Source organism: Micromonospora sp. NBC_01739 (assembly GCF_035920385.1).
GTDB lineage: Bacteria > Actinomycetota > Actinomycetes > Mycobacteriales > Micromonosporaceae > Micromonospora.
Window position 1 is genome coordinate 4,197,177 of record NZ_CP109151.1, and the last position, 21,515, is coordinate 4,218,691.

General features: G+C 72.1%; 26 protein-coding genes and 1 pseudogene. 11 read left to right on the forward strand and 16 right to left on the reverse strand.

Features of this window, described 5'->3' with window-relative positions; translation table 11 throughout:
* Window positions 1-8 precede the first annotated feature (8 nt).
* Window positions 9-2,284, reverse strand: a pseudogene (locus OIE53_RS18855) (diguanylate cyclase).
* A gap of 112 nt (window positions 2,285-2,396) precedes the next feature.
* Here OIE53_RS18855 and OIE53_RS18860 point away from each other — a divergent pair.
* Window positions 2,397-3,035, forward strand: a complete 639-nt coding sequence (locus OIE53_RS18860) for a 5-formyltetrahydrofolate cyclo-ligase (protein ID WP_442791403.1) — start codon at window positions 2,397-2,399, stop codon at window positions 3,033-3,035.
* 216 nt (window positions 3,036-3,251) lie between these two features.
* Here OIE53_RS18860 and OIE53_RS18870 read toward each other — a convergent pair whose 3' ends face one another.
* Together OIE53_RS18870 and OIE53_RS18875 are read right to left on the reverse strand one after the other, a co-directional pair.
* A complete protein-coding gene (locus tag OIE53_RS18870) occupies window positions 3,252-3,443 on the reverse strand; it encodes a hypothetical protein (protein ID WP_327027479.1) in 192 nt (63 codons plus the stop codon).
* 22 nt (window positions 3,444-3,465) lie between these two features.
* Complete coding sequence (locus OIE53_RS18875) at window positions 3,466-3,639, reverse strand: hypothetical protein (RefSeq protein WP_327022857.1); 174 nt, start codon at window positions 3,637-3,639, stop codon at window positions 3,466-3,468.
* A gap of 222 nt (window positions 3,640-3,861) precedes the next feature.
* Here OIE53_RS18875 and OIE53_RS18880 point away from each other — a divergent pair, with 222 nt between their 5' ends.
* Window positions 3,862-4,194 (forward strand): hypothetical protein, encoded by a 333-nt coding sequence (locus OIE53_RS18880; RefSeq protein WP_327022858.1) that lies wholly within the window; start codon window positions 3,862-3,864, stop codon window positions 4,192-4,194.
* A gap of 6 nt (window positions 4,195-4,200) precedes the next feature.
* Here the strand turns inward: OIE53_RS18880 and OIE53_RS18885 are convergent, their stop codons facing one another.
* Complete coding sequence (locus tag OIE53_RS18885) at window positions 4,201-4,686, reverse strand: DUF2231 domain-containing protein (protein ID WP_327027278.1); 486 nt, start codon at window positions 4,684-4,686, stop codon at window positions 4,201-4,203.
* 181 nt (window positions 4,687-4,867) lie between these two features.
* Between OIE53_RS18885 and OIE53_RS18890 the strand changes: the two genes are divergently transcribed.
* Together OIE53_RS18890 and OIE53_RS18895 are read left to right on the forward strand one after the other, a co-directional pair.
* A complete protein-coding gene (locus OIE53_RS18890; protein ID WP_327022859.1) occupies window positions 4,868-5,296 on the forward strand; it encodes a Fur family transcriptional regulator in 429 nt (142 codons plus the stop codon).
* A gap of 45 nt (window positions 5,297-5,341) precedes the next feature.
* A complete protein-coding gene (locus tag OIE53_RS18895) occupies window positions 5,342-6,202 on the forward strand; it encodes an oxygenase MpaB family protein (RefSeq protein WP_327022860.1) in 861 nt (286 codons plus the stop codon).
* A gap of 19 nt (window positions 6,203-6,221) precedes the next feature.
* Here the strand turns inward: OIE53_RS18895 and OIE53_RS18900 are convergent, their stop codons facing one another.
* The 10 genes from OIE53_RS18900 to OIE53_RS18945 form a co-directional block, all read right to left on the reverse strand.
* Window positions 6,222-7,064, reverse strand: coding sequence for a RecB family exonuclease (locus OIE53_RS18900; protein WP_327027280.1), 843 nt, complete (start codon window positions 7,062-7,064; stop codon window positions 6,222-6,224).
* A gap of 136 nt (window positions 7,065-7,200) precedes the next feature.
* Window positions 7,201-7,815 carry a MarC family protein gene (locus OIE53_RS18905; RefSeq protein ID WP_327022861.1) on the reverse strand — a complete coding sequence of 205 codons (615 nt, stop codon included), beginning with the start codon at window positions 7,813-7,815 and terminating at the stop codon, window positions 7,201-7,203.
* Window positions 7,816-7,848: 33 nt separating this feature from the next.
* The gene (locus OIE53_RS18910) at window positions 7,849-8,709 is read right to left on the reverse strand and encodes a PHP domain-containing protein (protein ID WP_327022862.1); all 861 of its coding nucleotides are present in this window, start codon (window positions 8,707-8,709) and stop codon (window positions 7,849-7,851) included.
* A 9-nt stretch (window positions 8,710-8,718) separates the two neighbouring features.
* A complete protein-coding gene (locus OIE53_RS18915; protein WP_327022863.1) occupies window positions 8,719-9,948 on the reverse strand; it encodes a hypothetical protein in 1,230 nt (409 codons plus the stop codon).
* Window positions 9,949-9,998: 50 nt separating this feature from the next.
* The gene (locus OIE53_RS18920; protein ID WP_327022864.1) at window positions 9,999-10,784 is read right to left on the reverse strand and encodes a SigE family RNA polymerase sigma factor; all 786 of its coding nucleotides are present in this window, start codon (window positions 10,782-10,784) and stop codon (window positions 9,999-10,001) included.
* Between the two features lie 100 nt (window positions 10,785-10,884).
* Window positions 10,885-11,772 (reverse strand): PH domain-containing protein, encoded by an 888-nt coding sequence (locus OIE53_RS18925; protein WP_327022865.1) that lies wholly within the window; start codon window positions 11,770-11,772, stop codon window positions 10,885-10,887.
* 6 nt (window positions 11,773-11,778) lie between these two features.
* Window positions 11,779-11,937: a hypothetical protein gene (locus OIE53_RS18930; RefSeq protein WP_007455302.1), complete on the reverse strand. Its 159-nt coding sequence runs from the start codon at window positions 11,935-11,937 to the stop codon at window positions 11,779-11,781.
* Window positions 11,938-12,053: 116 nt separating this feature from the next.
* Window positions 12,054-12,728 (reverse strand): TFIIB-type zinc ribbon-containing protein, encoded by a 675-nt coding sequence (locus OIE53_RS18935; protein ID WP_327022866.1) that lies wholly within the window; start codon window positions 12,726-12,728, stop codon window positions 12,054-12,056.
* 86 nt (window positions 12,729-12,814) lie between these two features.
* Complete coding sequence (locus tag OIE53_RS18940) at window positions 12,815-13,438, reverse strand: TrmH family RNA methyltransferase (RefSeq protein ID WP_327022867.1); 624 nt, start codon at window positions 13,436-13,438, stop codon at window positions 12,815-12,817.
* Window positions 13,439-13,487: 49 nt separating this feature from the next.
* Entirely contained in the window at window positions 13,488-13,997 is a 510-nt protein-coding gene (locus OIE53_RS18945; RefSeq protein WP_393340740.1) for a hypothetical protein, read from the reverse strand.
* 594 nt (window positions 13,998-14,591) lie between these two features.
* Between OIE53_RS18945 and trxA the strand changes: the two genes are divergently transcribed.
* The 4 genes from trxA to OIE53_RS18965 all read left to right on the forward strand — a co-directional run bounded on the left by trxA (window position 14,592) and on the right by OIE53_RS18965 (window position 17,226).
* On the forward strand, window positions 14,592-14,954 hold the full coding sequence (gene trxA, locus OIE53_RS18950) for a thioredoxin (protein WP_327022868.1): 363 nt from the start codon (window positions 14,592-14,594) through the stop codon (window positions 14,952-14,954).
* Between the two features lie 87 nt (window positions 14,955-15,041).
* Window positions 15,042-16,085: an Rv2578c family radical SAM protein gene (locus tag OIE53_RS18955; RefSeq protein WP_327022869.1), complete on the forward strand. Its 1,044-nt coding sequence runs from the start codon at window positions 15,042-15,044 to the stop codon at window positions 16,083-16,085.
* Window positions 16,086-16,139: 54 nt separating this feature from the next.
* On the forward strand, window positions 16,140-16,547 hold the full coding sequence (locus OIE53_RS18960) for a CoA-binding protein (RefSeq protein ID WP_327022870.1): 408 nt from the start codon (window positions 16,140-16,142) through the stop codon (window positions 16,545-16,547).
* Window positions 16,548-16,698: 151 nt separating this feature from the next.
* On the forward strand, window positions 16,699-17,226 hold the full coding sequence (locus OIE53_RS18965; protein ID WP_327022871.1) for a DUF4190 domain-containing protein: 528 nt from the start codon (window positions 16,699-16,701) through the stop codon (window positions 17,224-17,226).
* 6 nt (window positions 17,227-17,232) lie between these two features.
* Here the strand turns inward: OIE53_RS18965 and OIE53_RS18970 are convergent, their stop codons facing one another.
* Window positions 17,233-18,138, reverse strand: a complete 906-nt coding sequence (locus tag OIE53_RS18970; RefSeq protein WP_327022872.1) for an SDR family NAD(P)-dependent oxidoreductase — start codon at window positions 18,136-18,138, stop codon at window positions 17,233-17,235.
* Window positions 18,139-18,254: 116 nt separating this feature from the next.
* On the opposite strand from OIE53_RS18970, the gene OIE53_RS18975 reads away from it, so the two are divergent.
* The 3 genes from OIE53_RS18975 to OIE53_RS18985 all read left to right on the forward strand — a co-directional run bounded on the left by OIE53_RS18975 (window position 18,255) and on the right by OIE53_RS18985 (window position 20,523).
* Window positions 18,255-18,794: a DUF4190 domain-containing protein gene (locus tag OIE53_RS18975; RefSeq protein ID WP_327022873.1), complete on the forward strand. Its 540-nt coding sequence runs from the start codon at window positions 18,255-18,257 to the stop codon at window positions 18,792-18,794.
* Window positions 18,795-18,885: 91 nt separating this feature from the next.
* On the forward strand, window positions 18,886-19,719 hold the full coding sequence (locus tag OIE53_RS18980; protein ID WP_327027282.1) for an SDR family NAD(P)-dependent oxidoreductase: 834 nt from the start codon (window positions 18,886-18,888) through the stop codon (window positions 19,717-19,719).
* A gap of 84 nt (window positions 19,720-19,803) precedes the next feature.
* A complete protein-coding gene (locus OIE53_RS18985) occupies window positions 19,804-20,523 on the forward strand; it encodes a GNAT family N-acetyltransferase (RefSeq protein ID WP_327022874.1) in 720 nt (239 codons plus the stop codon).
* Between the two features lie 8 nt (window positions 20,524-20,531).
* Here the strand turns inward: OIE53_RS18985 and OIE53_RS18990 are convergent, their stop codons facing one another.
* Window positions 20,532-21,494, reverse strand: coding sequence for a DMT family transporter (locus OIE53_RS18990; RefSeq protein ID WP_327022875.1), 963 nt, complete (start codon window positions 21,492-21,494; stop codon window positions 20,532-20,534).
* Window positions 21,495-21,515 lie beyond the last annotated feature (21 nt).

Below are 21,515 nucleotides of genomic sequence, written 5' to 3' on the forward strand. Positions count from 1 at the left end.
TCGCGAGACTATCGGCCACAGCGGCAACTCGGCGGGTGAGGACCACAAAGACGCGCCGCCCGCCCGACCGGTTCTGCCGATGCCGGGCCCCGAGGGCTCAGCCGGGCTCGCCGGGTTCGGCCGAGGTGCCGGTGGCGCCGCCGGGACCAGCCCGGGGCAGCCCGTCGGCCGGGCTGCGGGCGGCGGCGGTCACCTGCATCTCCCGGGTGGGGGGCACCGCCGGGGCGCGGCGGACCCCGGCATCGCCGTCACCCAGGTCGGCGATCCGACTCGGGTGCCGCGCCACCCGCCAGGTGTCCCGACCGGCCGCCTTGGCGGCGTACAGCGCCTCGTCCGCGGCCTCCAGCACCCGCAGGCCGCTCTCGGCGTGATCGGGGTAGACCGCGATGCCGATGGAGACCGTGAACCGGATGGAGTGCCCGACCCCCGCGTGCCCCGGCACGGTGACCGGGGTGTTGCGGATGGCCGCGCCCAGCCGGTCGGCGACGATGGTGGCCCCTCGGGCGTCGGTCTCCGGCAGCAGCACCACGAACTCCTCCCCACCCTGCCGGAAGGCCAGGTCCACCTCGCGGATCTCGCCGCGTACCCGGCGGGCGAATTCGGCCAGTACGGTGTCACCGGCCGCATGGCCGTAGCTGTCATTGATCTTCTTGAACCGGTCCAGGTCGAGTACGAGGACACTGACCATCCGGCCGAACCGACTGGCCCGCTCCACCTCCCGCCGCAGCGACTCGCGCAGGTAGCGGTAGTTCCACAGGCCGGTCAACGGGTCGGTGAGCGACAGCCGCTGGGCCTCCTCGTGGACCCGTACGTTGTCCAGGGCCACCGCCACATGCCCGGCGAAGGTACGCAGGGTGGCCAGGTCGTCGTCGTCGAACTCCTCCCCGCCCAGCCGGTCGTAGAGGGCCAGCACCCCCAGCGGCCGGGCGGGGACGGTCGGTGGGGTGTCCTCCCCCGGTCGACCGCTCCCCGGCTCCCTGGTCCTGCCGGCCTCCACGGCGAAGGGCACGGCGATGTAGGTGTGGCAGGGCGGCTCCTCGGCAGAGGTGGCCTCCGCCCGTCCCCGGCAGGGCTGGCCGGTGGCCGCTACCGTCCGGACCACGCTGTCGGCCAGCGGCACCCGGGGTGCCGTGGGGCCGCTCCGGCGCCCGTCGAGCCCCTCGGTGCACTGGGCGACGAGCCCACCCCCCGGCTCGGTGAGCAGGACCGCCCCGGCCCGAGCCCCGGTCGCCGCGAGTGCACTGTGCAGGATCACCCGCAGGATGCGTTGCAGGTCGTGGGTGCTGGCCAGGGTGTCGCCGAGCACGGCCAGGTGGCCGCGCAACTGGTCCCGGCTGCTGGCCAGCGCCGCCAGGTAGCCGCCGGTCTCCCGGGTCATCCGGTTGAACGCCTCGGCCAGCCGACCGATCTCGTCGCCGCTGCGCACCGGCACCCGGGCGGTCAGATCACCGGCGGTGACCCGGTCCACCGCCCCGGCCAGTTCCACCAGCGGCCGGGTGGTGACCCGGGCCAACCGCCACGCCACCGCCACCCCGAGCAGAGCCGCCAGCAGTACGACGGCGACCAGCACCGGGTACAGCCCGGCGGGTTGATCACTCGGCACGGAGAGCACCAGGGGCAGGGGTTGTCCTCGGGTGGGGCCGGCCCGGCGCAGGTACCGCCCGTCCGGGGTGCTGGTGACCTGCTCCTCGTGCAGGGCGGAGGCGGCGGCCAGGACGGCTTCCCGGCCGCCCTCGGACTCGGTGGAGTGGGCCACCGTGACCCTGGGCGCGGCCTCGTCGAGCAGGGTCACCGCGACACCGGTCACCGCCGCCAGCCGGGCGACGAGCAGGGGGTCTACCGGGTGCGCGGCGGTGACCGTACCCAGTGGGTTGCCGCCGTCGTCGCGCAGCTCGACCCGGACCGCCAGGGCGGCGACCATCCCGTCGGGCCGGTCGGGGGCGGCGCAGTCCCGCCAGGGGGTCGGCGGGGCGTCCGGGGTGGCGACGACGATCCGGCCGGTGACGTCGGTCACCTGCACGGCTGCGGCGAGTCCCCGACCGACCACCTGGGTGGCCGCGCCCGGTCGGTCGACGGTCAGGGCGACCGCGTCCGCGGCGGCCCGCAACTGCTGGCAGAGGGCGTCGATCGAGGTGCGTACGGCGGTGGCGGCCACGGCCAGCCGTTCGGTGGCGCGGCTACGGTCGACCGCGGTGACGGTCGAGGCGACGAAGACGGCACCGAACAGGATCGGGCCGAACGCCACGGCCAGGAAGGCTGCTGTCAACCGCCCGCGTAGCGTCAATACTTCCCCCCGGAAGTTGCGCGACCGTCGCCTGCGATGCTGACACAGAGCAACCACCAGAAGTGCTTTGCGTGAGGAGTGTTGCGTGCCGGAATTTGCGGAAGACGCGGAAGTGACGCATGACGCGAAGCGAAGAGTGCGCAGGGAGTTGCTGGCCCGCCGCCGGGCCCTCACCGCAGCCGAGCGCCACTCCGCTGCGGCCGGCGTCCAAGGCGAACTGACGGCCCTGGTACGCCGACTCAGGCCGGACCGGGTAGCGGCGTACGTGCCGGTCGCCAGCGAACCCGGCGGAGCGCAACTGCCGGAGGTGCTGGCCGACGCGCTGCCGACCGGGGCGCAGTTGCTGCTGCCGGTGCTGCGCAGGGACCTGGACCTGGACTGGGCCACCTGGGCCGGGCCGCAGGCGCTCGTCGCCCCCGGCCGGGGCATCCGGGAACCGAACACCCCACGGCTGGGGCTGACCGCGATCTCCACCGCCGACCTGGTCGTCGTACCCGCCCTGGCGGTGGACCGTCGGGGGATACGCCTGGGTCGAGGCGGCGGTTCCTACGACCGGGCCCTGGCCAGGGTGTCCGCGACCGCGCTGACGGTGGCCCCGCTGCACGACGGGGAACTGCTAGACACCCTCCCGGCCGAAGAACACGACCGGCCGGTACGGGCCGTCGTCACCCCCAGCGGGGGCCTGCTCCGGCTCGACACCCCCTCAGGTGTCGTGCCCCACACTTGCGCTGGACGAACCGGGGGCCGATGACGCACCATTGGCACTCGAATGCTTCGAGTGCCAACCGGCCGTGTCAGATCCGGAGGAGAACGTGCCCACCTACCAGTACGCCTGCACCGCGTGCGGTCACCAGCTCGAGGCGGTGCAGTCTTTCTCGGACGAGCCGTTGACCGAGTGCCCCGCGTGTGAGGGGCGGCTGCGGAAGATGTTCAACTCCGTCGGCATCGTCTTCAAGGGCTCCGGCTTCTACCGCACCGACTCCCGCTCCTCCGGCTCGGAGAGCACCTCCAGCAGCAGCACCAGCAAGTCCGCCACCGGGTCCGACTCGTCCTCGTCCAGCACGAGCACCCCGGCGAGTTCCTCGTCGTCCGGTTCGACCAGCGGGTCGTCGAGCAGCTCCTCCGGTGGGGGCACGGGCAAGGCAGCAGCCGCCAGCACCACCTGAGCCGGTCCGGTCGGATCAGTCCCAGTGCGGCGGGCGTTCGGCCAGCAACCGGTCGTCGTTGTCACCGGTCCGCTCGCCCCAACCCTGGTCGGTGTCGTCGAGGGTCTGCTCGGGCAGCACCGTGAAGTCGTCGCCCAGGTCGACCACCCGATCGTCGTCGCCCCGGCTGCGGGGTTCCAGCGTGCTCACGAGGCGCAAGGTTAGCCGCTCGACAGGCACCACCGGCAACCCGACGCCGCCGGTGGGCCCGACCTCATAGCCGGGGACGGCAGATCAACCGGGCGCGGCGGAGTCGACCTCGTGACGTGGCCGACCTCATGGCCGAGGGCGGCGGACCGACCGGGGGCGGCGGGGCCGACCATCGGCCGGCCGGACCGCCGTACGGCCCGGTGGTTGGTAGCGTCGGACGGCGTGACGACCTCCCGACCCGGCCCGACCTCCGACGAGCCGTGGCGCCGGCCCGACACCGGCGACGAGGCCACCTCCGGCGATCCGACCCAGCACCGCCCGGCTGGCGGGCCGGAGCGCTATGCCGGCCCTCCCCCTACGGTCGCTCCGCCGGCCGGCTGGCGACCCCCGGTACACCTTCAGGCCAACCCGCCCCGGCAACTGCCGCCGCAGGACATGATCAGCCTGGACGCGCAGGAACAGCAGGCGCAGCGGGTCACCTGGGGGGTGGGTACGGTCGCCGGGGTGATCCTCGTCGCGCTGGTCTGCCTGCTCTGCACCCGGGCGCTGTTCTGAGGCCGACTACTCGAAGGTGTTGCCCCAGACCATCTCGGCGCCGGAGTGACCGGTGAGCCAGACGTAGATCAGGGCGGCCACCCCTAGTCCCAGTACCAGCACCGACAACACCGGGGCGGTCCAGCCGGGCAGCTTCGGCAGCCGGGCGTACCGGCCGGTCGCCACCAGCAGCAGCACCACCGTCACCGCCAGGGCCAGGGTCAGCCAGAACAGCACGTCGCCGTAGTCGGCATGTTCTCTGATCTTGTCCAGGATCTCGCCGGAGAAGCCGCGAGCGATCTGCCGCTGCTCCAACGCCTCCCCGGACTGCACGCTGACCCACGCGGTGATCGGGGCGACCACCGCCAGAGCCAGCACCGCCCAGTCCAGGCGGGCCCGGAAACGGGGCAGTGCGACGTACGCGAGAGCCAGCAACACCAGCAACGGTACGAAGACCACGACCGCGTGCACCACCAGCACGTGCAGGGGCAGACCCAGCGCCTTCTCGAACATCGACACCTCCGGCTGGATGATCGTGGCTGTCAGCGTACGGTGCGTCGGGCAACTCGCCCATCGCCCTGCTGGTTCACACGCCGCAGGAGTCTGCGGGGTTCACGGGTCCATCGACTGATCCACTCCTGGTGGCATCGAGCGCCTGGTTGTCGCACCGGGCGTAGCGTGTTGTCATTGACCCATGCCAACCGGTGAGGAGCTGCTCCGGTCGAAGGGCCTACGGGTCACCCGGCCCCGCCTCGCCGTGCTCGACGTGCTGGCCAGCGGCGGCCACCTGGAGGTCGAGGAGATCACCCGCCGGGTACGGGACCGCCTGGACTCGGTCTCCACCCAGGCGATCTACGACGTGCTGGGGGCCCTCTCCCGCGCCGGCCTGTCCCGCCGGATCGAACCGGCCGGCAGCCCGGCCCGGTACGAGGCCCGGGTGGGCGACAACCATCACCACATGGTGTGCCGGGGCTGCGGCGAGATCGTCGACATCGACTGTGCGGTCGGCGAGGCCCCCTGCCTAGACTCCGGCACCTCCCACGGCTTCCAGGTCGACGAGGCCGAGGTCACCTTCTGGGGGCTCTGCCCCGCCTGCCAGGGCCTCCGTCACACCGACCGCTGACCCGGCCGCCCCGGCCTGGGCATGGGGCCGTGGCAGGCTTGGGTGATGGAATCTGCCGACACCGGGCTGTTCGGCCCCGGATCCGTCTCGTGGAAGTTGCACGCCGAGCCGATTCTGTTCGTAGCCGGTCTGCGCTCGCTCTACCTCCAGGCCCTGCACCCCAGGGCGATGGCCGGGGTGGCGCAGAACAGCAACTACCGCCGGGACGCCTGGGGTCGCCTGATCCGCACCGCCAACTACGTCGGGACCACCCTCTACGGCACCACCGCGGAGGCGGAGGAGGCCGGCCTACGGCTGCGGCGGCGGCACGCCCGGATGACCGCGGTCGACCCGGACACCGGGGAGCGGTTCCGGATCGACGAGCCGGACCTGCTGCGCTGGGTGCATGTCACCGAGGTGGAATCGTTCCTGGACACCGGCCGCCGGGCCGGTGTGCCCCTGGACGACGCCGAGGTGGACGCCTACTACACCGAGCAGCGCCGGGTGGCCGCCCTGGTGGGGCTCGATCCGCAGACCGTACCCGGCACCGCCGCCGAGGTGGCCGAGTACTACCGGCAGGTCCGTCCGGAACTGCGGATGACCAAGGAGGCCGCGGAGACCGCGCTGTTCCTGACCGCCCCACCGCTGCCGTGGAAACTCAGCCTGCCGGCCCGGATCGGGCTGAACCTGGGCCCGCCGAGGTGGGCCTACCTGGGGGTCGCCGCCACCGCGTTCGCCCTGCTGCCCGCCTGGGCCCGACGGCTCTACGGCGGGCTGGGCCTGCCGACCACCGCCCTCTCGGCCGACGTTTCCGTACGCGCGCTGCGGCTGGCTCTCACCGCCCTCCCCCGGGACTGGCGGGAAGGCCCGATGCGACGCGCCGCCGAGGAGCGGGCCGCCCGCCTGGCTGGCGCCCCCACCGGCTGACCGTCAAGAGCGTGGGGGGTCAGTCCTGCTCGGCGAGCGGCAGGGCGGGACGGTCGACGGCGGCCCAGGGCTCCTTGCCGGGCAGGTCGGCCCCGGCCGGGCAGGTGCGGCGGAAGTCGCACCAGGAGCAGCGCGGGCCCGGGGTGGTGGGGAAGGCCTCGTCCGGGTCGCCGCCCTCGGTGACCGACCGCTCGGCGGCCATGATGTCCCGGGCGGTCTCCTCGGCCCGGGTCACCTGCCGGGCCAGTGACTCGACGGTGTGTTCGTGGGCCGCGACCGTGCCGCTGGGCAGATGGTGCAGCTCGACCCGCCGGCAGGGGCGGCGGAAGACCCGCTCGGCGGCGTACGCGTAGAGGGCCAGCGCCTGCGAGCCCCGGGCGTCGTCGGCATCCAGCCCGGCCCGGCCGGTCTTGTAGTCGACGATCACCAGCTCCGGGCCCTCGGCTCCGGCCCGGCCGTCGATCCGGTCGGCGCGGCCGTTGAAGGCCAGCACCCCGGTCTTGACTGCCACCACCCGCTCCACCCCGACCGGCTCGTCGGTTGGATCCAGCCCGTCGACGTACGCCTCCAGCCAGCTAAGGGCCCGTCGGTAGACCTCGCGTTCCTGCTCCTCGTCGCGGTATCCGTCCCGCACCCAGGTGCCTTTGAGCAGGGTGGGCAGCACCTCGGGGCGACGCCGGTCGACCGGCAGGGCGTACCAGTTCTTCAGGGCGGTGTGCACGCTGGCGCCGAGGGAGTTGTGCGCCCACGGCGGGCCCTTGGGCGGGGCCGGCCGGTCGACGTAGGAGTAGCGGTAACGGCGGGGGCAGTCGGCGTACGCGCCGAGCCTGCTGGGGGTGCAGACGAACAGCCGCTCCGGCATGCCGTCGAAGCCGAGTTGCTCCGGCTGGGGGTCACGCGGCCGGGGCGGGCGCCCACCGGCGGCGGGTCGTCCGGTCGGGGAGGTTCGTCGCACGTCTTCGATCCTGCCATCCACCCCCGACACTGCGCGCGACCGGTCATCGGGTGGCGGTGAAGTCGGTCACGAAGGCGAAGATCGCATCCGCGATGAGCTGGACGGCGATCGCGGCCAGCAGCAGGCCGGCGATGCGGGTGAGCACCTCGATGCCGCCGGGTCGCAGAATCTTGACGATGCCGCCGGAGAAGCGCAGCACGATCCAGACGGTCAGCATCACCGCGACGATCGCGGCCGCGATGGCCAGGTAGTCCGCCGTAGCGTCGGCCTGCTGGACGAAGAGCATCGTCGCCACGATCGCACCGGGGCCGGCCAACAGCGGCGTCCCCAACGGCACCAGAGCGATGTTCGAGGTGGCCTGCTTGGTCGGATCGTCGGCCTTGCCGGTCAACAGCTCCAGGGCGACCAGCATCAGCAGCAGTCCGCCGGCCGCCTGCAACGCCGGAAGATCGACATGCAGGTACGCGAGCAGGGTCTGCCCCGCGACCGCGAAGACCACGATCACCCCGAGTGCCAGGGCGACCGCCTGCCAGGCGGCCCGGTTACGTTCGCGGGCCGCCAGCGGGCCGGTCAGGGCGAGGAAGATCGGCATCATGCCCGGCGGGTCGACGATGACCAGCAGGGTCACGAAGACCTCGCCGAAGAGCTTGAGATCCACTTGATCACCGTAGCGGTGCCCACCTCCCGCAGGTCAGCCCGATACGACCTCGATCACACCTGAGGAGGCGGCCACGAGCTGTTCGTACACTTCCGGGGCGGTGGTGAAGGCCCCCAGCCGGACCGTCTTGTGGGTGCCGTGGAAGTCCGATGATCCGGTCACCAGCAGTCCCAGGTCGGCGGCGAGGCCCCGGACATGCTCCCGCTCGGCCGGCGAGTGGTCTTCGTGGTCGGCTTCCAGGCCGACCAGGCCGGCCGCCGCCAGCTCGGCGATCAGCTCGTCCGGCACGATCCGGCCGCGCCGGGTGGCCCGGGGGTGGGCGAAGACCGGCACGCCTCCGGCCGCCCGGACCAGTTCCACCGCCCGGAAGACGTCGATGTCCTCCTTGGGCAGCCGGTAGCGCTGCCCCAGCCAGTCCGGGCCGAAGGCCTCGCTGGTGGTGGCGACCAGGCCGGCCCGGATCAGCGCCTGCGCGATGTGCGGTCGGCCGACCGTTCCGCCGCCCGCCCCGGCCAGGATCTCCGGCCAGCTGACGTCGATGCCGTCGGATCTGAGCAACGCCACGATGCGCTCCCCCCGCTCCACCCGGGCGGCCCGCACCCGGGCCAGTTCGGCGACCAGCTCGGGGGCCTGCGGGTCGAACAGGTACGCCAGCAGGTGCAGCGGCAACGACGGGGTGACGCCACCCCAGCGGCAGGACAGCTCCGCGCCTCGGACCAGGCGCAGCCCGGTCGGCAGGGCCCGCACCGCCGGTTCCCATCCGGCCGTGGTGTCGTGGTCGGTGAGGGCCAACACGTCGAGCCCGGCCTCGGCGGCGGCGCGGACCAGTTGGGGTGGGGTGAGGGTGCCGTCGCTGACGGTGGAGTGGGTGTGCAGATCGATCCGGGGGATCATCGCCCGAGGCTACCGGTCTCCCCCGGAGCCGCTGACGACCACGGGTGGCTGATCGGCGGGGACGGCGGTGAGCTCGACACGGCTCGGGGAACCACCGGTGATCGCCCGGTCGATGTCCACCCGGGTCAGGCCACCGACGGACTCGGCGTGGTAGTAGGCGGTTCCCGGCGAACTCCACGCCACCGCACCGCTGATCGCCGGACCGGCGACGACCGGCCCGGCGGCCTTGTCCAGCGCGGTCAGGTCGACCAGCAGGGCCTTGTCGCCGTCCTTGGAACGCCCGTTCGCCAACAGCCAACGCCCGTCCGGCGACACCGAGCCCAGACCGTCTCCGCCCAGGCGGGGGCCACACCCCGGGCGGGCTGGGGCCAGGTCGCGGGCCGGATCCAGCAGGGTCAGGCAGGTCGCCTTTGAGGCCCCGGTGACGACCTCACCGACCACCCGACCGTCCGGCAACGCACCGAAGACGCGGTGAGTCGACTGGTCGGTGCCCGGATGGAAGGCCCCGGAATGCAGGCGCCACAGGGTGTGCCCGGGACGGTCCGGCGCCAGTCGGACCAGCACGGCGTCGCCGACGAAGCGGATCGGCCTCGCCTCGGCCGGCACCTTGGCGCGGGAGATGGAGGTCAGCGCACCGTTGATTACCCGCGCGCTGGCCAGCACCTCGCCCTGCTTCCAGGCGATGTGGTGGCCCTGGGCATCCAGGACGATCTCGTCGGCGCCGGCGAGCAGCACCTGCACGGTGCCGGCGGGTGACACCTCCCACAGGAAACGACCGGCCGTCACCGGCGCGCTGACGGCCAGCCAGCCACGGCCGTCGGAGAGGCGGTGGGCCCGCTCGATCCGGCCGGCGCCGACGACGGTCACCCGGTCACCCTGGGCGGTGGCGATGGTCTGGCCCAGTACGAGATCGACCCCGGCGAGCGGGGTGCCGGTGTCCGGGAGGGATGGCGCGACGGTCGGCGTCCAGGTCACGCGGCTCGGGTGGTCCCCCTCACCGATCGCTATGGTGCTGCCGTTGCGGGGCGGCTCCTGGCCGAACTGAAACGCCCCGGCAGTGACCGCGATGATCGCCGTGGCGGCCAGGCTCATCCCGGTCACGGCGCGACGACGTCGAATCCGGTTCGCCCGCCGGATCACCACGTCCGCCGGATCCCGGATCAGCCTGTGCGGCGTCCCGGCCTGCCGGGACAACACCTCCCGGACGGCCCGTTCGAGTCCGTCCTGCTCCACCTTCACTTGACGACTCGGAGTCCCGCTCGGGTTGTCGTGACCTTTGGAAACGGCGTTCACCGTCGGTCTCCCACCAGGGTCCCGTCGGGCTGGGCCGGGGCGGTCGACGACTGCGCGGGGCTGCTCTCCCCGGTCGGCTGCGCTGCGACGGACTCATCGGGCCGCTCCTGGCCCGCGGCGACCGCCGAGCCGGGCTGACCGGCTGGGGTCGGGACACCGGTCCGGCCCTCCCCGGCCGGGGCGGCCTCAGCCGGGGTCGGCTGTCCGGTACGGGCGGCGGCGCGAGGCCGGCCACCCCGCCGGGTCGGCGGCGGGTCGGTGCCAGCCGCCTCGGGCAGCACGAAGCTCGCGTCCGCACCGATCCTGCGGCGCAGGGTGGCCAGGGCCCGCGAGGTCTGGCTCTTGACCGTGCCGGTCGAGATGTTGAGCAGGGCTGCCGCCTGAGCCTCGGACAGATCCTCGTAGAAGCGCAGCACCAGCACGGCACGCTGCCGGGCGGGCAGGGCCCGCAGATGCCGCCAGAGGGCGTCCCGGTTCAGTTGCTGCTCGATCTCGTCGGCGGCGGGCCGTTCGGGGAGCACCTCGGTGGGGCGCTCCCCGTGCCAGCGGCGCCGCCACCAGCTCGTCGAGGTGTTGATCATCACCCGCCGGGTGTACGGCTCGATGGCCTCGATGCCACCGAGGCGTTTCCAGGCCAGGTAGGTCTTGGTCAGGGCGGTCTGTAGCAGGTCCTCGGCGGTGCCCCAGTCCCCGGTCAGCAGGTAGGCGGTCCGCAGCAGGGCGCTGGAGCGGGCCGTGACGAAGTCACGAAACTCTTCCTCCAACGGATCACTGCGGGCCACTCGCCACCTCCGTACCGGGCTCTGCGGGCAGCCTGCCACGGCCGGGCAAGCAGGTCGAGGTCGGCACCGGGGTGCGGCTTCGGCCTGCGATCAGCAGACCTCAGGCGCCGTCGTCGGCCTTGGCCTCGTCCTGTTCCTTGCCCAACCGCGCCTCGACCGCCTGCGGCTCGTACATCTCCTCGACCACACGCAGATAGAGCTCGTTGGGGTTGGGCAGGTTCTTGACCTCGCGCAGCGCCTGCTCCTGACCGGCCGACTCCAGGACGAAGGTGCCGTAGTTGAGGGCGCGACCCGCCGGCGACTGTTCGTACTTCATGTCGGTGACCCGGGTCAGCGGCATCATGGCCACCTTGCGGGTGATGATGCCGTTGACCACCATGACCCGTTTGTTGGTCAGGATGAACCTGTCGTACCACCAGTCGGCGACCTTCCAGGCCACCCACCCCATCACCGCGAACCAGAGCAGTACGGCGATCGTGGTGAGGGCCCCGACGTCCTGCCCGGCGAGGAAGCCGGAGAGGTAGCCGAGCACGAAGGTCGCGGCGACCCCGACGATGATCGGCGTGGCCAGGTGGACCCAGTGCCGCTTCCACTCGCCCCGGTAGCGCTCGGTGGGGAACAGGTAGCGGGCGACCAGGGAACTGGGCTCGTCCTCCAGGGGCAGCACCCGGCGTGGGGTCATGCCACTGGCGTCGGCGCGCAGCCCGGCCAGCTCGTCTTCGGAGATCTGTGGGGGCTGGTAGCCCGCCTCGGGGTCGCGTACCCAGGCCCGTCCCGACCGATCGTCGTCGACGTAATCGGGCCCGGGACCGTAACCGGCATCATCGGAGAAGACCGGGCTGTCCGAGGGGTACGGGTCCGGGCGTGAGCCGGGGCCGCGCCCCGGACCGTCGTCGGGATCGATCCGGGGAATCGGCTCGGTGTCCTGCTCCCGACGGGCCCGATCGGGATCGTCAGGGTCGAAGGGCGGGCCGGAGGGGCTTCCCATCGGTGGCTAAGCGACCAGGCTGGTGAAGAAGTCGCCGAACCCCTGGGCGATGTCCATGATGCCGCCACCTAGCGACTTGAACACATCTGCCGCAGAATTTGGCCGGTAGGCGACAAAGAAGATCAAGAATGCGATTCCGGCCCAGGTGAGGACCTTCTTGACCATGGCGGGCCATCCTCTCGCGCGGCGCCGGGTCCCATTACCGCAGCGGCACCCAGAGTATCAGCGTGGTGTCTTACCGTGAATATCTGCGTCCGTTCTCCGACATTCCGGGGGGCTTGTCAAGCCTTCCCGTGCAGGTAGGGGGACGGTGCGCCGTACACGAGCTCGGATGGCGTCCATTCGACCAGGTCGTGTAGGACCACGTCCTCGGCGAGCAGATGCCCCGCGCTCGCCGGCCAGGCTATCGCATACAGCCACAATCCCCGAGCTTCGCCGGCGTACGCGCTTCGATCCGTTAGCGAATTGATGAGCCAAAGTGGAGTGGGATGGCCCGCCACCCTGATCCCGGCCCGTCCGACATGCCCGGGATGCCCAGGGCCTGGCTCGGTCAAGGCCTCGGCGAGTTCCGGGCCGGCGTCCGGACCGGGCACCCCGGCGTACCGGGCACCCAGCCCCACCCCCGGCTCCTCGGCCACGAAGACCAGGTCGGCCGGCCCGCCACCGAGGGGTTCCGGCCCGGCGCAGGCGACCGCGGTGGCCCGTACCCCCAGCCGGTCGTCACCGGCCCACGCCACCCCGGTGGTGGTCCACCCGGGCGGCAACGGCCAGGGGCACCACAGCGGCACCGCGGGTTGCGCGGTGGCCTGGATCCGGTCGACCACACTCGCCACGATCTCGGCACCGATGTGTTCGGGTACGTGCAGCGGAGCGACCGGGCCGCAGTCGGGGCAGCGCGACTCCGCGTGCATCAGGTCCGGCGGCCGTACCGGCCCGCCGCATCTCGGACAACTCACCGCAACAGCCACACCTCCACCGTCGCCCGCCCGACGCCGGCCGTCAAGCGGAGCGGCGGCATTGCGGCGCGCCGCCGCGCCCCCGATCAGTCCGGAGGTGGGCCGGCGTAGGCCCGGATCCAGGCGTGCATGGCTATCCCACTGGCCACCCCGGCGTTGATGGAGCGGGTCGAGCCGTACTGGGCGATGGAGAAGAGTTGGTCGCAGGCGGCTCGGGCCGCCTCCGACAAGCCCGGACCCTCCTGACCGAACAGCAGCACACACCGCCGGGGCAGGGTGGTGCTCTCCAGCGGACGGGAGCCGGGCAGGTTGTCGATCCCGACCAGCGGCAGGTCGTGTCCCTGCGCCCAGGCGACGAACTCGTCGATCGTCTCGTGATGGCGTACGTGCTGGTAGCGATCGGTCACCATGGCCCCCCGACGGTTCCACCGGCGGCGACCCACGATGTGCACCTCGGCGGCCAGGAAGGCGTTGGCGTTGCGCACCACCGTGCCGATGTTCATGTCGTGCTGCCAGTTCTCGATGGCCACGTGGAAGTCGTGTCGTCGCCGGTCCAGATCGGCGACCACGGCCTCGCGCCGCCAGTAGCGGTAGCGGTCGACCACGTTGCGCCGGTCCCCCTCGGCGAGCAACTGCGGGTCGTACCGAGGGTCCTCCGGCGGATCCCCACGCCAGGGGCCCACTCCGACCTCGAACTGCTCATCGGTCACGGTCAGGCAGGGTACGCGCCGAACCGGTGGGCACCGACGGGTGCCGAGGTCAGCCCAGGGCTAGAGCGGCACCGAGGCGGTCGAGCAGGCGGCGGTCGGCCGGGGCCAGGCTGTCCTCCGGCCGCGTCTGGGACCCGGTGCGGCACACCCGGGCCGCCACCGACTGCACCCACTGCCGGTAGGCCGCGGAGTCGGCCGGGTCGGCCCGCCGGTCGAGCATTCGGACCACCGCCCGACAGGCTTCCAGGACCTCCACCAGGTCGACCGGAGGGCCGGCTGTCGGGGTGACCTCGTCGTGGCGGGAGTAGATCGTGGCCACCACCGCCCGAACCAGGTCGCTGTCGAAGGCAAGCCCGGCCGCGATCGCCTCCAGGCCGGCCAGGCCGGCGGCCATCCCCGGGTCGGGCCGATCGGGGCCGGGCCGGGTGGCGAGCACGATCACCCGGGCGGGCAGGTCGGTGATCAGGGCCCATTCCGTCGCGGAGTAGCCCGCGGCGCAGGCGGGCAGGGTGTGCGGGTCAGCCTCGGGCGATCCGCCGAAGGCGGGACGCCTCAGCATCGCGGGGTGCCGTCGTGGGCCACCGGCGCGCTGAGTCGATGACGTGCTCGCTGACGCTCGCTCATGGCGGGACCTCCGGCGTCAGCATATGCGCCGCGCCGCCGGTAAGGGCTGGTATGTGGTGAATCCCAGCAAGGGGCCCGGGCCGCCGAACGGGGCCGGACGCAATGAGCGGCGGGGCCCTCCCCGGCACCCGCCGCCCACGCTTTGATGGGTTCAGATTCTGCCGTACGGCCGTCCGACTGCACAGAGACCGAGGTCACATTTATATTTTTGTGACATTACTCTGCGTAGCAGAACCTCCCCCACGAGGCGATCTCCGCAGGTCGCATCGGTGCCCGTCAACACCCAAGTTACTTGCAGGTAGCACGATTTGAGCCCGTCCTAATTGGAAACGCTCCCATCACCCGCCGTCACGCAAATGCGACATGCATTTGCGATCAGCCAGTGCCCGTCTTCACTCAAGTCGATCGATGTTTCCATGTGACGCTGGGTGCCGTCCCGGCCGGTTTCGGCGATACTCCGAGGGGAATGCGACGGGGTGGCACAGAGTTCCACCCGACGTAGCTGTTCCGCGTGATCGGAGAGATTCAGATGGCAACCGTCGACCTGACCACCGCCAACTTCGACCAGGTGACCGAGAGCGACGGCATCGTTCTGGTCGACTTCTGGGCCGACTGGTGCGGCCCCTGCAAGCGGTTCGCGCCGGTCTACGAGCGATCGTCCGAAAAGCACTCCGACATCACCTTCGGCAAGGTCGACACCGAGGCCCAGCAGGAGATCGCGGCCAAGTTCGACATCCGCTCCATTCCGACGATCATGGCCATCCGCGATGGGGTGATCGTCTTCGCGCAGCCGGGCGCGCTGCCGGAGTCGGCGCTGGAGAACCTGATCGAGCAGGTCCGGGCGCTGGACATGGATGACGTGCGCAAGAAGCTCGCCGAGCAGAGCTCCTGACGACCCGACGACCTCGGGCGGGGTCGGACCGGCCCCGCCCGGCGTTGCCGCTTGCGACACCGTCGTACGTGTGTTCGAATGTCTTCCATGCGCTGGGAGAACCTCACCGCTCCCCCGGTCGAGGGAGACCCCGGACGGGCAGCGTCAGCGACTCCACCCCTGCCGCTGGCGCTGCCCGGCGCGGTCGTCCGCACCTTCGACACCCCCGGCTTCGCCGGCATGACCTTCTACGAGGTGCAGGCCAGGTCGATCCTGAACAAGGTCTCCGGGGCCTCCGGGGTCCCCTTCGAGTGGTCGCTCAACCCCTACCGAGGGTGCAGCCACGCCTGCCTGTACTGCTTCGCCCGGAAGACCCACACCTACCTCGACTTCGACGCCGGAGCGGACTTCGACCGGCAGGTGGTCGTCAAGGTCAACGCGGGTGAGCTGTTGCGCCGCGAGTTGGCCGCACCCCGATGGCGAGGCGCACATGTGGGCATGGGCAGCAATGTCGACTGCTACCAGCGGGCCGAGGGGCGATACCGCCTCATGCCGCCGATCATCGAAGCGCTGCGCGACTTCGCCAACCCCTTCTCGATCCTGACCAAGGGCACCCTGATCCTGCGCGACCTGCCCCTGCTGCGGCAGGCGGCCGAAGTCACCCGGGTAGGGGTCTCCTTCTCGGTGGGCTTCGTCGACGAGCAGCTGTGGCGCACGGTCGAGCCGGGCGCCCCCAGCCCACGGCGACGACTCGACGCCATCCGCCAGTTCACCGACGCCGGCTTCGAGGTCGGCGTCCTGATGGCGCCGATCCTGCCCGGCCTCAGCGACGACGACGAGTCCATCGAGACCACGGTCGCGGCGATCGCCGCCGCCGGGGCCACCAGAGTGCTCCCGTTGCCCCTGCACCTGCGCCCCGGCTCTCGCGAGTGGTACGCCCAATGGCTGGCCCGGGAGCATCCCCACCTGGTCCCCCGCTATCGGGAGCTGTACCGCTCCGGCTCCTACGCGCCGCAGTCCTACCAGCGGGAGCTGACCGCCCGGGTACGCATCGCCGCCCGGCGGCACGGCCTGCACCGACCCGACAACGGTGACCACCGCGGGGCATCCACCCCGCCGGCCCCCGCACCCGAGCAGCTGAGCCTGCTGTAGCGACCGCCGCCACACCGGCCCGCGCACCCCGGCCGGTGGGACTACAGTCGGCAGATGCGCTCACCCAGCCAGATTCTCGCCGAATCCGCCGTGATCGCCGTCGTCGGCGCCTCCCGTGACCCGGACAAGCCGGCCCACAGCGTGCCGGCGGCGATGCAGCAGCAGGGCTGGCGGATCATCCCGGTCAACCCCACTGCGGACGAGTTGTTCGGGGAGCCGGTGTACCGCTCCCTGGCCGACATTCCGCACCCGGTCGACCTGGTGAACGTGTTCCGGCCGGCGGAGGAGGCCGAGGAGGTGGTCCGGCAGGCAGTGGCGATCGGCGCCCCGGCGGTGTGGTTGCAGTTGGACATCGTCTCCCCGCAGGCCCGCCAGATCGCAGAGCAGGCCGGGATCGACTACGTCGAGAACCGCTGCATCGCCGTCGAGCGGGCGGTGGCGAGTCTGACCCGGCTGGGCTGACTGCTCGGGGCTGCCCTCCGGACAGCAGGAACACCGGCCGGCGCGGGCAGTCCACCGAACCGCTGTGAAACACCTCCGGTGCGGGTAGCGTCCCGAACTGGGGGCGTCATCCGACAGCCACCGGCACCGTCGGCGGACGGAGGAGATCAGCATGAGCCAACCGCCCGAGCCGGACCAACCGCCACAGTCACCGTACGAGCCACCGCCGTCGCCGTACGAGCAGCCGTCGCCGTACGAGCAGCCGGGCGAGACCGGGCAGCCGTCGCCGTACGAGCAGCCGGGCGAGACCGGGCAGCCACCGTACGGGCAGCCGGCCTACGGGCAGCCCACGTACGAGCAGCCGGGGCAGCCGCCGCACGGCCAGCAGTGGGGGCAGCAACCGCCGTACACCCCGCAGGTGCCCTACGGGCAGTACGGCCCGCCCTCCCCACCGGGCGGCGGTGGTGGCACCAACGTGCTCGCCGTCCTGGCGCTGGTCTTCGCGTTCGTCTTCGCTCCCGCCGGCATCGTGCTGGGGCATCTGGCCCGGCGGCAGTTGCGCACCAGCGGGGAGCAGGGGGAACAACTGGCCAACTGGGGCCTGATCCTCAGCTACATCTTCACCGGCCTGTACCTGCTGGCCTGCTGCGGTTGGCTGGCCCTGGCCCTCTGGGCCGGTTCGGACAGTCAGTACACCTGAGGCGGGTCAGCGGAACTCGGCCTCCCGCACACTGTTGCCGCCGTCCACCACCAGCATCTGCCCGGTGATGTACGAGGCCGCCGGCGAGCAGAGGAAGGTGATCGCGGCGGCCACCTCGTCCGGCGTACCGGGGCGTCCCACCGGGGTACCCAGGCCCTGCTTGAGCTCGGCGATGGTGGAGGCTGCCGTGTGGATGGTGCCCGGTGCCACCGCGTTCACGGTCACCCCGTCGGCGATCATCTCCATCGCCAGGGCCCGGGTCAGCCCCACCACACCGGCCTTGGCCGCCGCGTACGCCGCCTCGGTGGGCAGGGCGTTCACCGGCCCGGCGGTCGCCGCCAGGTTCACGATCCGTCCCCACCCCCGCTCGGCCATCCCGCCGATGAAGGCCCGGCTGCACAGGAAGGCCGTGGTGAGGTTCCGGTCGATCTCGCCCCGCCATTCGTCGTAGCTGAGCTGGGCCACCGGGCGCAGCACCTCCGGGGAGGCCCGGCTGGCCAGCCCGGCGTTGTTGACCAGGACCTCCACGTCGCCGAGTTGCTCGGTGACGGCGTCGGCCAGTGCCCCTACCTCCGACTCGTCGGTGAGGTCGGCGACGAATCCGGTGACCCCCAGTTCGCCGGCCCGTTCGTGGATGCGTCGGGTGGTGGAGACGATCGCCACCCGAGCCCCCAGGTCGGTCAGCCGCCGGGCGGTGGCGTACCCGATCCCGTCCGCGCTGCCGGCCCCGGTCACCAGGGCAACCTTGCCGTCCAACCGCATCGTCACCGGCTCGGGTAACACGGCCGGCGAATCCTGCTCCTCCGCCCCGGCCGCCGCGGCGGCGCGGGTCCGTCGGACCACACCCGGCCGACTGTTGTCCCGCCTCGGCCTGCTACCGAACCGGTCCGCCGCTCGTGCGTCAATCCCCATGCCGCGATCCTGCCCTGCGGCACCGCCTCGGGCAACGCGGCACTCGGGACGGTGTGGGTGCACCCTGGTCGGCGGTGGCTACGCTGACGTCCCGATATCCCGATGGAAGTGAGCCGATGACACAGCCCACGTCCGGCGGCTGGCCTGATCCCTCGGCCGGCCAGCCCTCCAGTCCGCCGGTCGATCCCACCCTGCCCGCGAGTGCGCCACCGTCCGTGCCCGCCCAGCCCACCGGGTACGACCCCTACCAACCCGCCGACCCGTACGGCGGTATGAAGGCCGACCTGGGCACGCCGGCTCCCGCGCCGTACCCGCCGGCCGGTTACCCCGGGCAGGCCGGTTACCCCGGGCAGCCGGAATACGGGTACCCGCAGCCGGGATACGGCTATCCGCCCCCGCGACCGACGAACTCGATGGCCATCGTCGCGCTGGTGCTAGCCCTGCTGGGGATCGGCTCATGCATCACCGCACCGATCGGCGCGATCATGGGACATGTCGCCATGCGGCAGATCCGTGAGACCGGCGAGGGCGGCGAGGGCATGGCGAAGGCCGCCATCATCGTCGGCTGGATCCTCACCGGTCTGATAGTGCTCGCGATCGGCGCCTACGCTGTCCTGATCGCCTTCGCGATCTCCAGCACCCCCACGAGCTACTGACCGGGATGGGCCCGCCGCGCGGCACGGTCGAGGCGGGCTCACAACCGGGTTGTCACGGTAATCTCCTCCGGTGACCGGGGTGAATGAACCTGTGGAGCAGCCCACCGGCCGTCGACTGGTGGTGGTCACCGGAGCCAGTTCCGGCATCGGACTGGCCGCCGCGGTCGACCTGGCCCGCCGAGGTGACCAGGTGGTGCTGGTCGGTCGAGACCCCTTCCGGCTGCGCGCCGCCGCCGAGGAGGTACGCGAGTGCTCAGGTGAACGTCCCGCGGTGTTCCGCGCGGACTTCGCCGTGCTCGACGACGTCCGGCAGTTGGCCGAGCAACTGCGGGCCGCGTACGACCGGATCGATGTGCTGGCCAACAACGCCGGAGCGATCGTGCTGGCCCCGGCCACCACGGTCGACGGCTTCGAACTGTCCATCCAGGCCAACCACCTGGCCCCCTTCCTGCTCAGCAACCTGCTGGCTGACCGGGTCCGCCGGATGGTGGTGACCGCCTCCGGTGCCCATCGCAGCGGGGTACTGGATCCGGACGATCTCAACGCTCCCCTGCGCCGTTACCGCCCGATGACCGCGTACGGCACCAGCAAGCAGGCGAACATCCTGTTCACCGCGGAGGCGGCCCGGCGATGGCCGACGGTCGACTCGTACTGCTTCCATCCCGGGGTGGTGCGGACCCGGTTCGGCAACGAGAGCCGGCTGGTGGCCGTGGGGATGCGTCTGCTGCCGCTGCGCAGTCCGGTCAAGGGTGCCCGGACCCTGGTGTGGCTGGCCCACCAGGACCGGTCGCGGCTGCGCGAGGGCGGGTACTACTTCGACTGTCGGCCTCGGCAACCGTTGCGCAAGGCGGCCGACCCGCAGTTGGCCGCCCGGCTCTGGACGGCCAGCGCGGTCGCGGTCGGTCTGAGCACTGATCCGCCCTGATCACTGCCACCCCGGACCCATCGTGCGCCCGAACCAGCGGCCTACGGGGTCGCGGTACTCGCCGAGCGTTGACATACTCCGCCGGTGACGACCACGGGGGACGCGCGCCTTGAGGTGCTCGACAAGGACGACGAACTGACCGAACGGCTGGACGCGGAACTGACCGCGTACAACCGGCAGGCGACCGGGGCCGACGACGAGGCGGAGCTGTCCGTCCGGGTCACCGGGGCCGACGGGGAGCTGGTGGCCGGGCTGACCGGGTGGACCTGGGGCGGCTGCGCCGGGATCAACATGGTGTGGGTCCGGGAGGACCGCCGGGGCCAGGGCTGGGGCGGCCGGTTGCTGGCGGCGGCCGAACAGGAGGCCCGACGGCGGGGCTGCACCCAGATCTCGGTCGCCTCCTTCTCCTTCCAGGCCCCGGACTTCTACCGACGCCACGGCTATCTCGACACCGGCCAGCGGGAGGGCATCCCGGGCGGCCATGTGGACCACCAGTTCTTCAAGTCCCTGGTCACCGATTCCGCCGCCGCGGTACGCCTGGTCGCCCTGGTGGAGCTGGCGGCCACCGGGGCAGCGGCCGGGCAGCGGTACGAGGATCAGGTGCTCGCCCTGCTGGCCCGGCACGGTGGCCGGGTGGAGCGGCGGTTGCGCACCGGCGACGGTCGTACCGAGGTGCACCTCATCCGGTTCGACACCCGGGCCGGCTACTCGGCCTTCCTGGCCGATCCGCAGCGGCTGGCGCTGCGGGCCGAGCTGGGTGACGCCGCGCCGGAGACCCGGGTCCTGGAGGTCCAGGAGGTCTGAGCGGGCCCTCAGTCCCGCACCGGTGCGGCGTCCGCCGGCACGGCGGTGCTCACCCGGGTCGCCCGCCGGGCGGTACGGGCGCTGCTCAGCACCACAATGGCCACCCCGACCAGCAGCAGTGACAGGCCGGGCAGGGTCACCGGATCGGGCAGCTGCCCCAGCCAGGCCCAGCCGATCAGGGCCGCGCCGGGCGCCTCCAGCAGGATCAGCACGCTGACCGTGGTGGCGGAGACCCGCCGCAGGGCGTAGCTGAACATCGAGTGCCCCAGCAGTTGGGCGCCGGCCACCAGGGCCAGCACGGCCACCCAGGTCCCGGTGTCGAAGCCGCCCAGCGGCACCCCGGCCACCAGGCAGACCACCAGCAGGATCAGGGCACACACCCCGTAGCAGATGGTGGTGTAGGTGGCCGTGCTGACGGTGACCCGGGCCCGCTCGCCCAGGGCCGTGTAGATCGCCGCGAACAGCCCCCCGGCCACCGCCAGCAGATCACCGGTGAAGGCTTCGGCGGAGACCGTGAAATCGGCGCCGGTGGCCAGTACGGCACCGACGACGGCCACCCCGATACCGGCCCACACCCCGGCTGGGAGGCGACGACCCTGGGCCCGGGCGATCAGCCCCTGCCAGACCGGCTGGGTGGCCACCAGGGCGGTCGCCGCCGCCACCGAGGTGAGCTTCGCGCTCGGCATCCAGGTGGCGAAGTGCGCCGCCAGCGCCACCCCGGACAGCACACAGAACATCCCCTCCCGCCGCCCGGTTCCGGCTACCAACGACCGGAACTCGGCCCGCCGCCGGATCACCGCGAAGGGACTGAGCACCCCTACCGCGATCATGTTGCGCCAGAACGCGACCGCCAGGGCGGGCGCGGCGGCGAAGGCGATCAGCGGGGCGGACGAGGACACCGCGACGACGGCCAGGGCCAGAGCGCCGGTGGTGAGCAGGTCACGGGGTGGACGATGCGGTTCGAGGGGCACGAGGGGTAATCCTCACACGCC

Coding starts and splice junctions, on each gene's coding strand:
- OIE53_RS18885 (WP_327027278.1), bottom strand. CDS start 4,686: ATGTTCGAGAAGGCGCTGGGTCTGCCCCTGCACGTGCTGGTGGTGCAC.
- OIE53_RS18890 (WP_327022859.1), top strand. CDS start 4,868: ATGCCAACCGGTGAGGAGCTGCTCCGGTCGAAGGGCCTACGGGTCACC.
- OIE53_RS18895 (WP_327022860.1), top strand. CDS start 5,342: ATGGAATCTGCCGACACCGGGCTGTTCGGCCCCGGATCCGTCTCGTGG.
- OIE53_RS18900 (WP_327027280.1), bottom strand. CDS start 7,064: ATGCCGGAGCGGCTGTTCGTCTGCACCCCCAGCAGGCTCGGCGCGTAC.
- OIE53_RS18910 (WP_327022862.1), bottom strand. CDS start 8,709: ATGATCCCCCGGATCGATCTGCACACCCACTCCACCGTCAGCGACGGC.
- OIE53_RS18925 (WP_327022865.1), bottom strand. CDS start 11,772: ATGGGAAGCCCCTCCGGCCCGCCCTTCGACCCTGACGATCCCGATCGG.
- OIE53_RS18930 (WP_007455302.1), bottom strand. CDS start 11,937: ATGGTCAAGAAGGTCCTCACCTGGGCCGGAATCGCATTCTTGATCTTC.
- OIE53_RS18945 (WP_393340740.1), bottom strand. CDS start 13,997: ATGCTGAGGCGTCCCGCCTTCGGCGGATCGCCCGAGGCTGACCCGCAC.
- trxA (WP_327022868.1), top strand. CDS start 14,592: ATGGCAACCGTCGACCTGACCACCGCCAACTTCGACCAGGTGACCGAG.
- OIE53_RS18955 (WP_327022869.1), top strand. CDS start 15,042: ATGCGCTGGGAGAACCTCACCGCTCCCCCGGTCGAGGGAGACCCCGGA.
- OIE53_RS18960 (WP_327022870.1), top strand. CDS start 16,140: ATGCGCTCACCCAGCCAGATTCTCGCCGAATCCGCCGTGATCGCCGTC.
- OIE53_RS18965 (WP_327022871.1), top strand. CDS start 16,699: ATGAGCCAACCGCCCGAGCCGGACCAACCGCCACAGTCACCGTACGAG.
- OIE53_RS18970 (WP_327022872.1), bottom strand. CDS start 18,138: ATGGGGATTGACGCACGAGCGGCGGACCGGTTCGGTAGCAGGCCGAGG.
- OIE53_RS18975 (WP_327022873.1), top strand. CDS start 18,255: ATGACACAGCCCACGTCCGGCGGCTGGCCTGATCCCTCGGCCGGCCAG.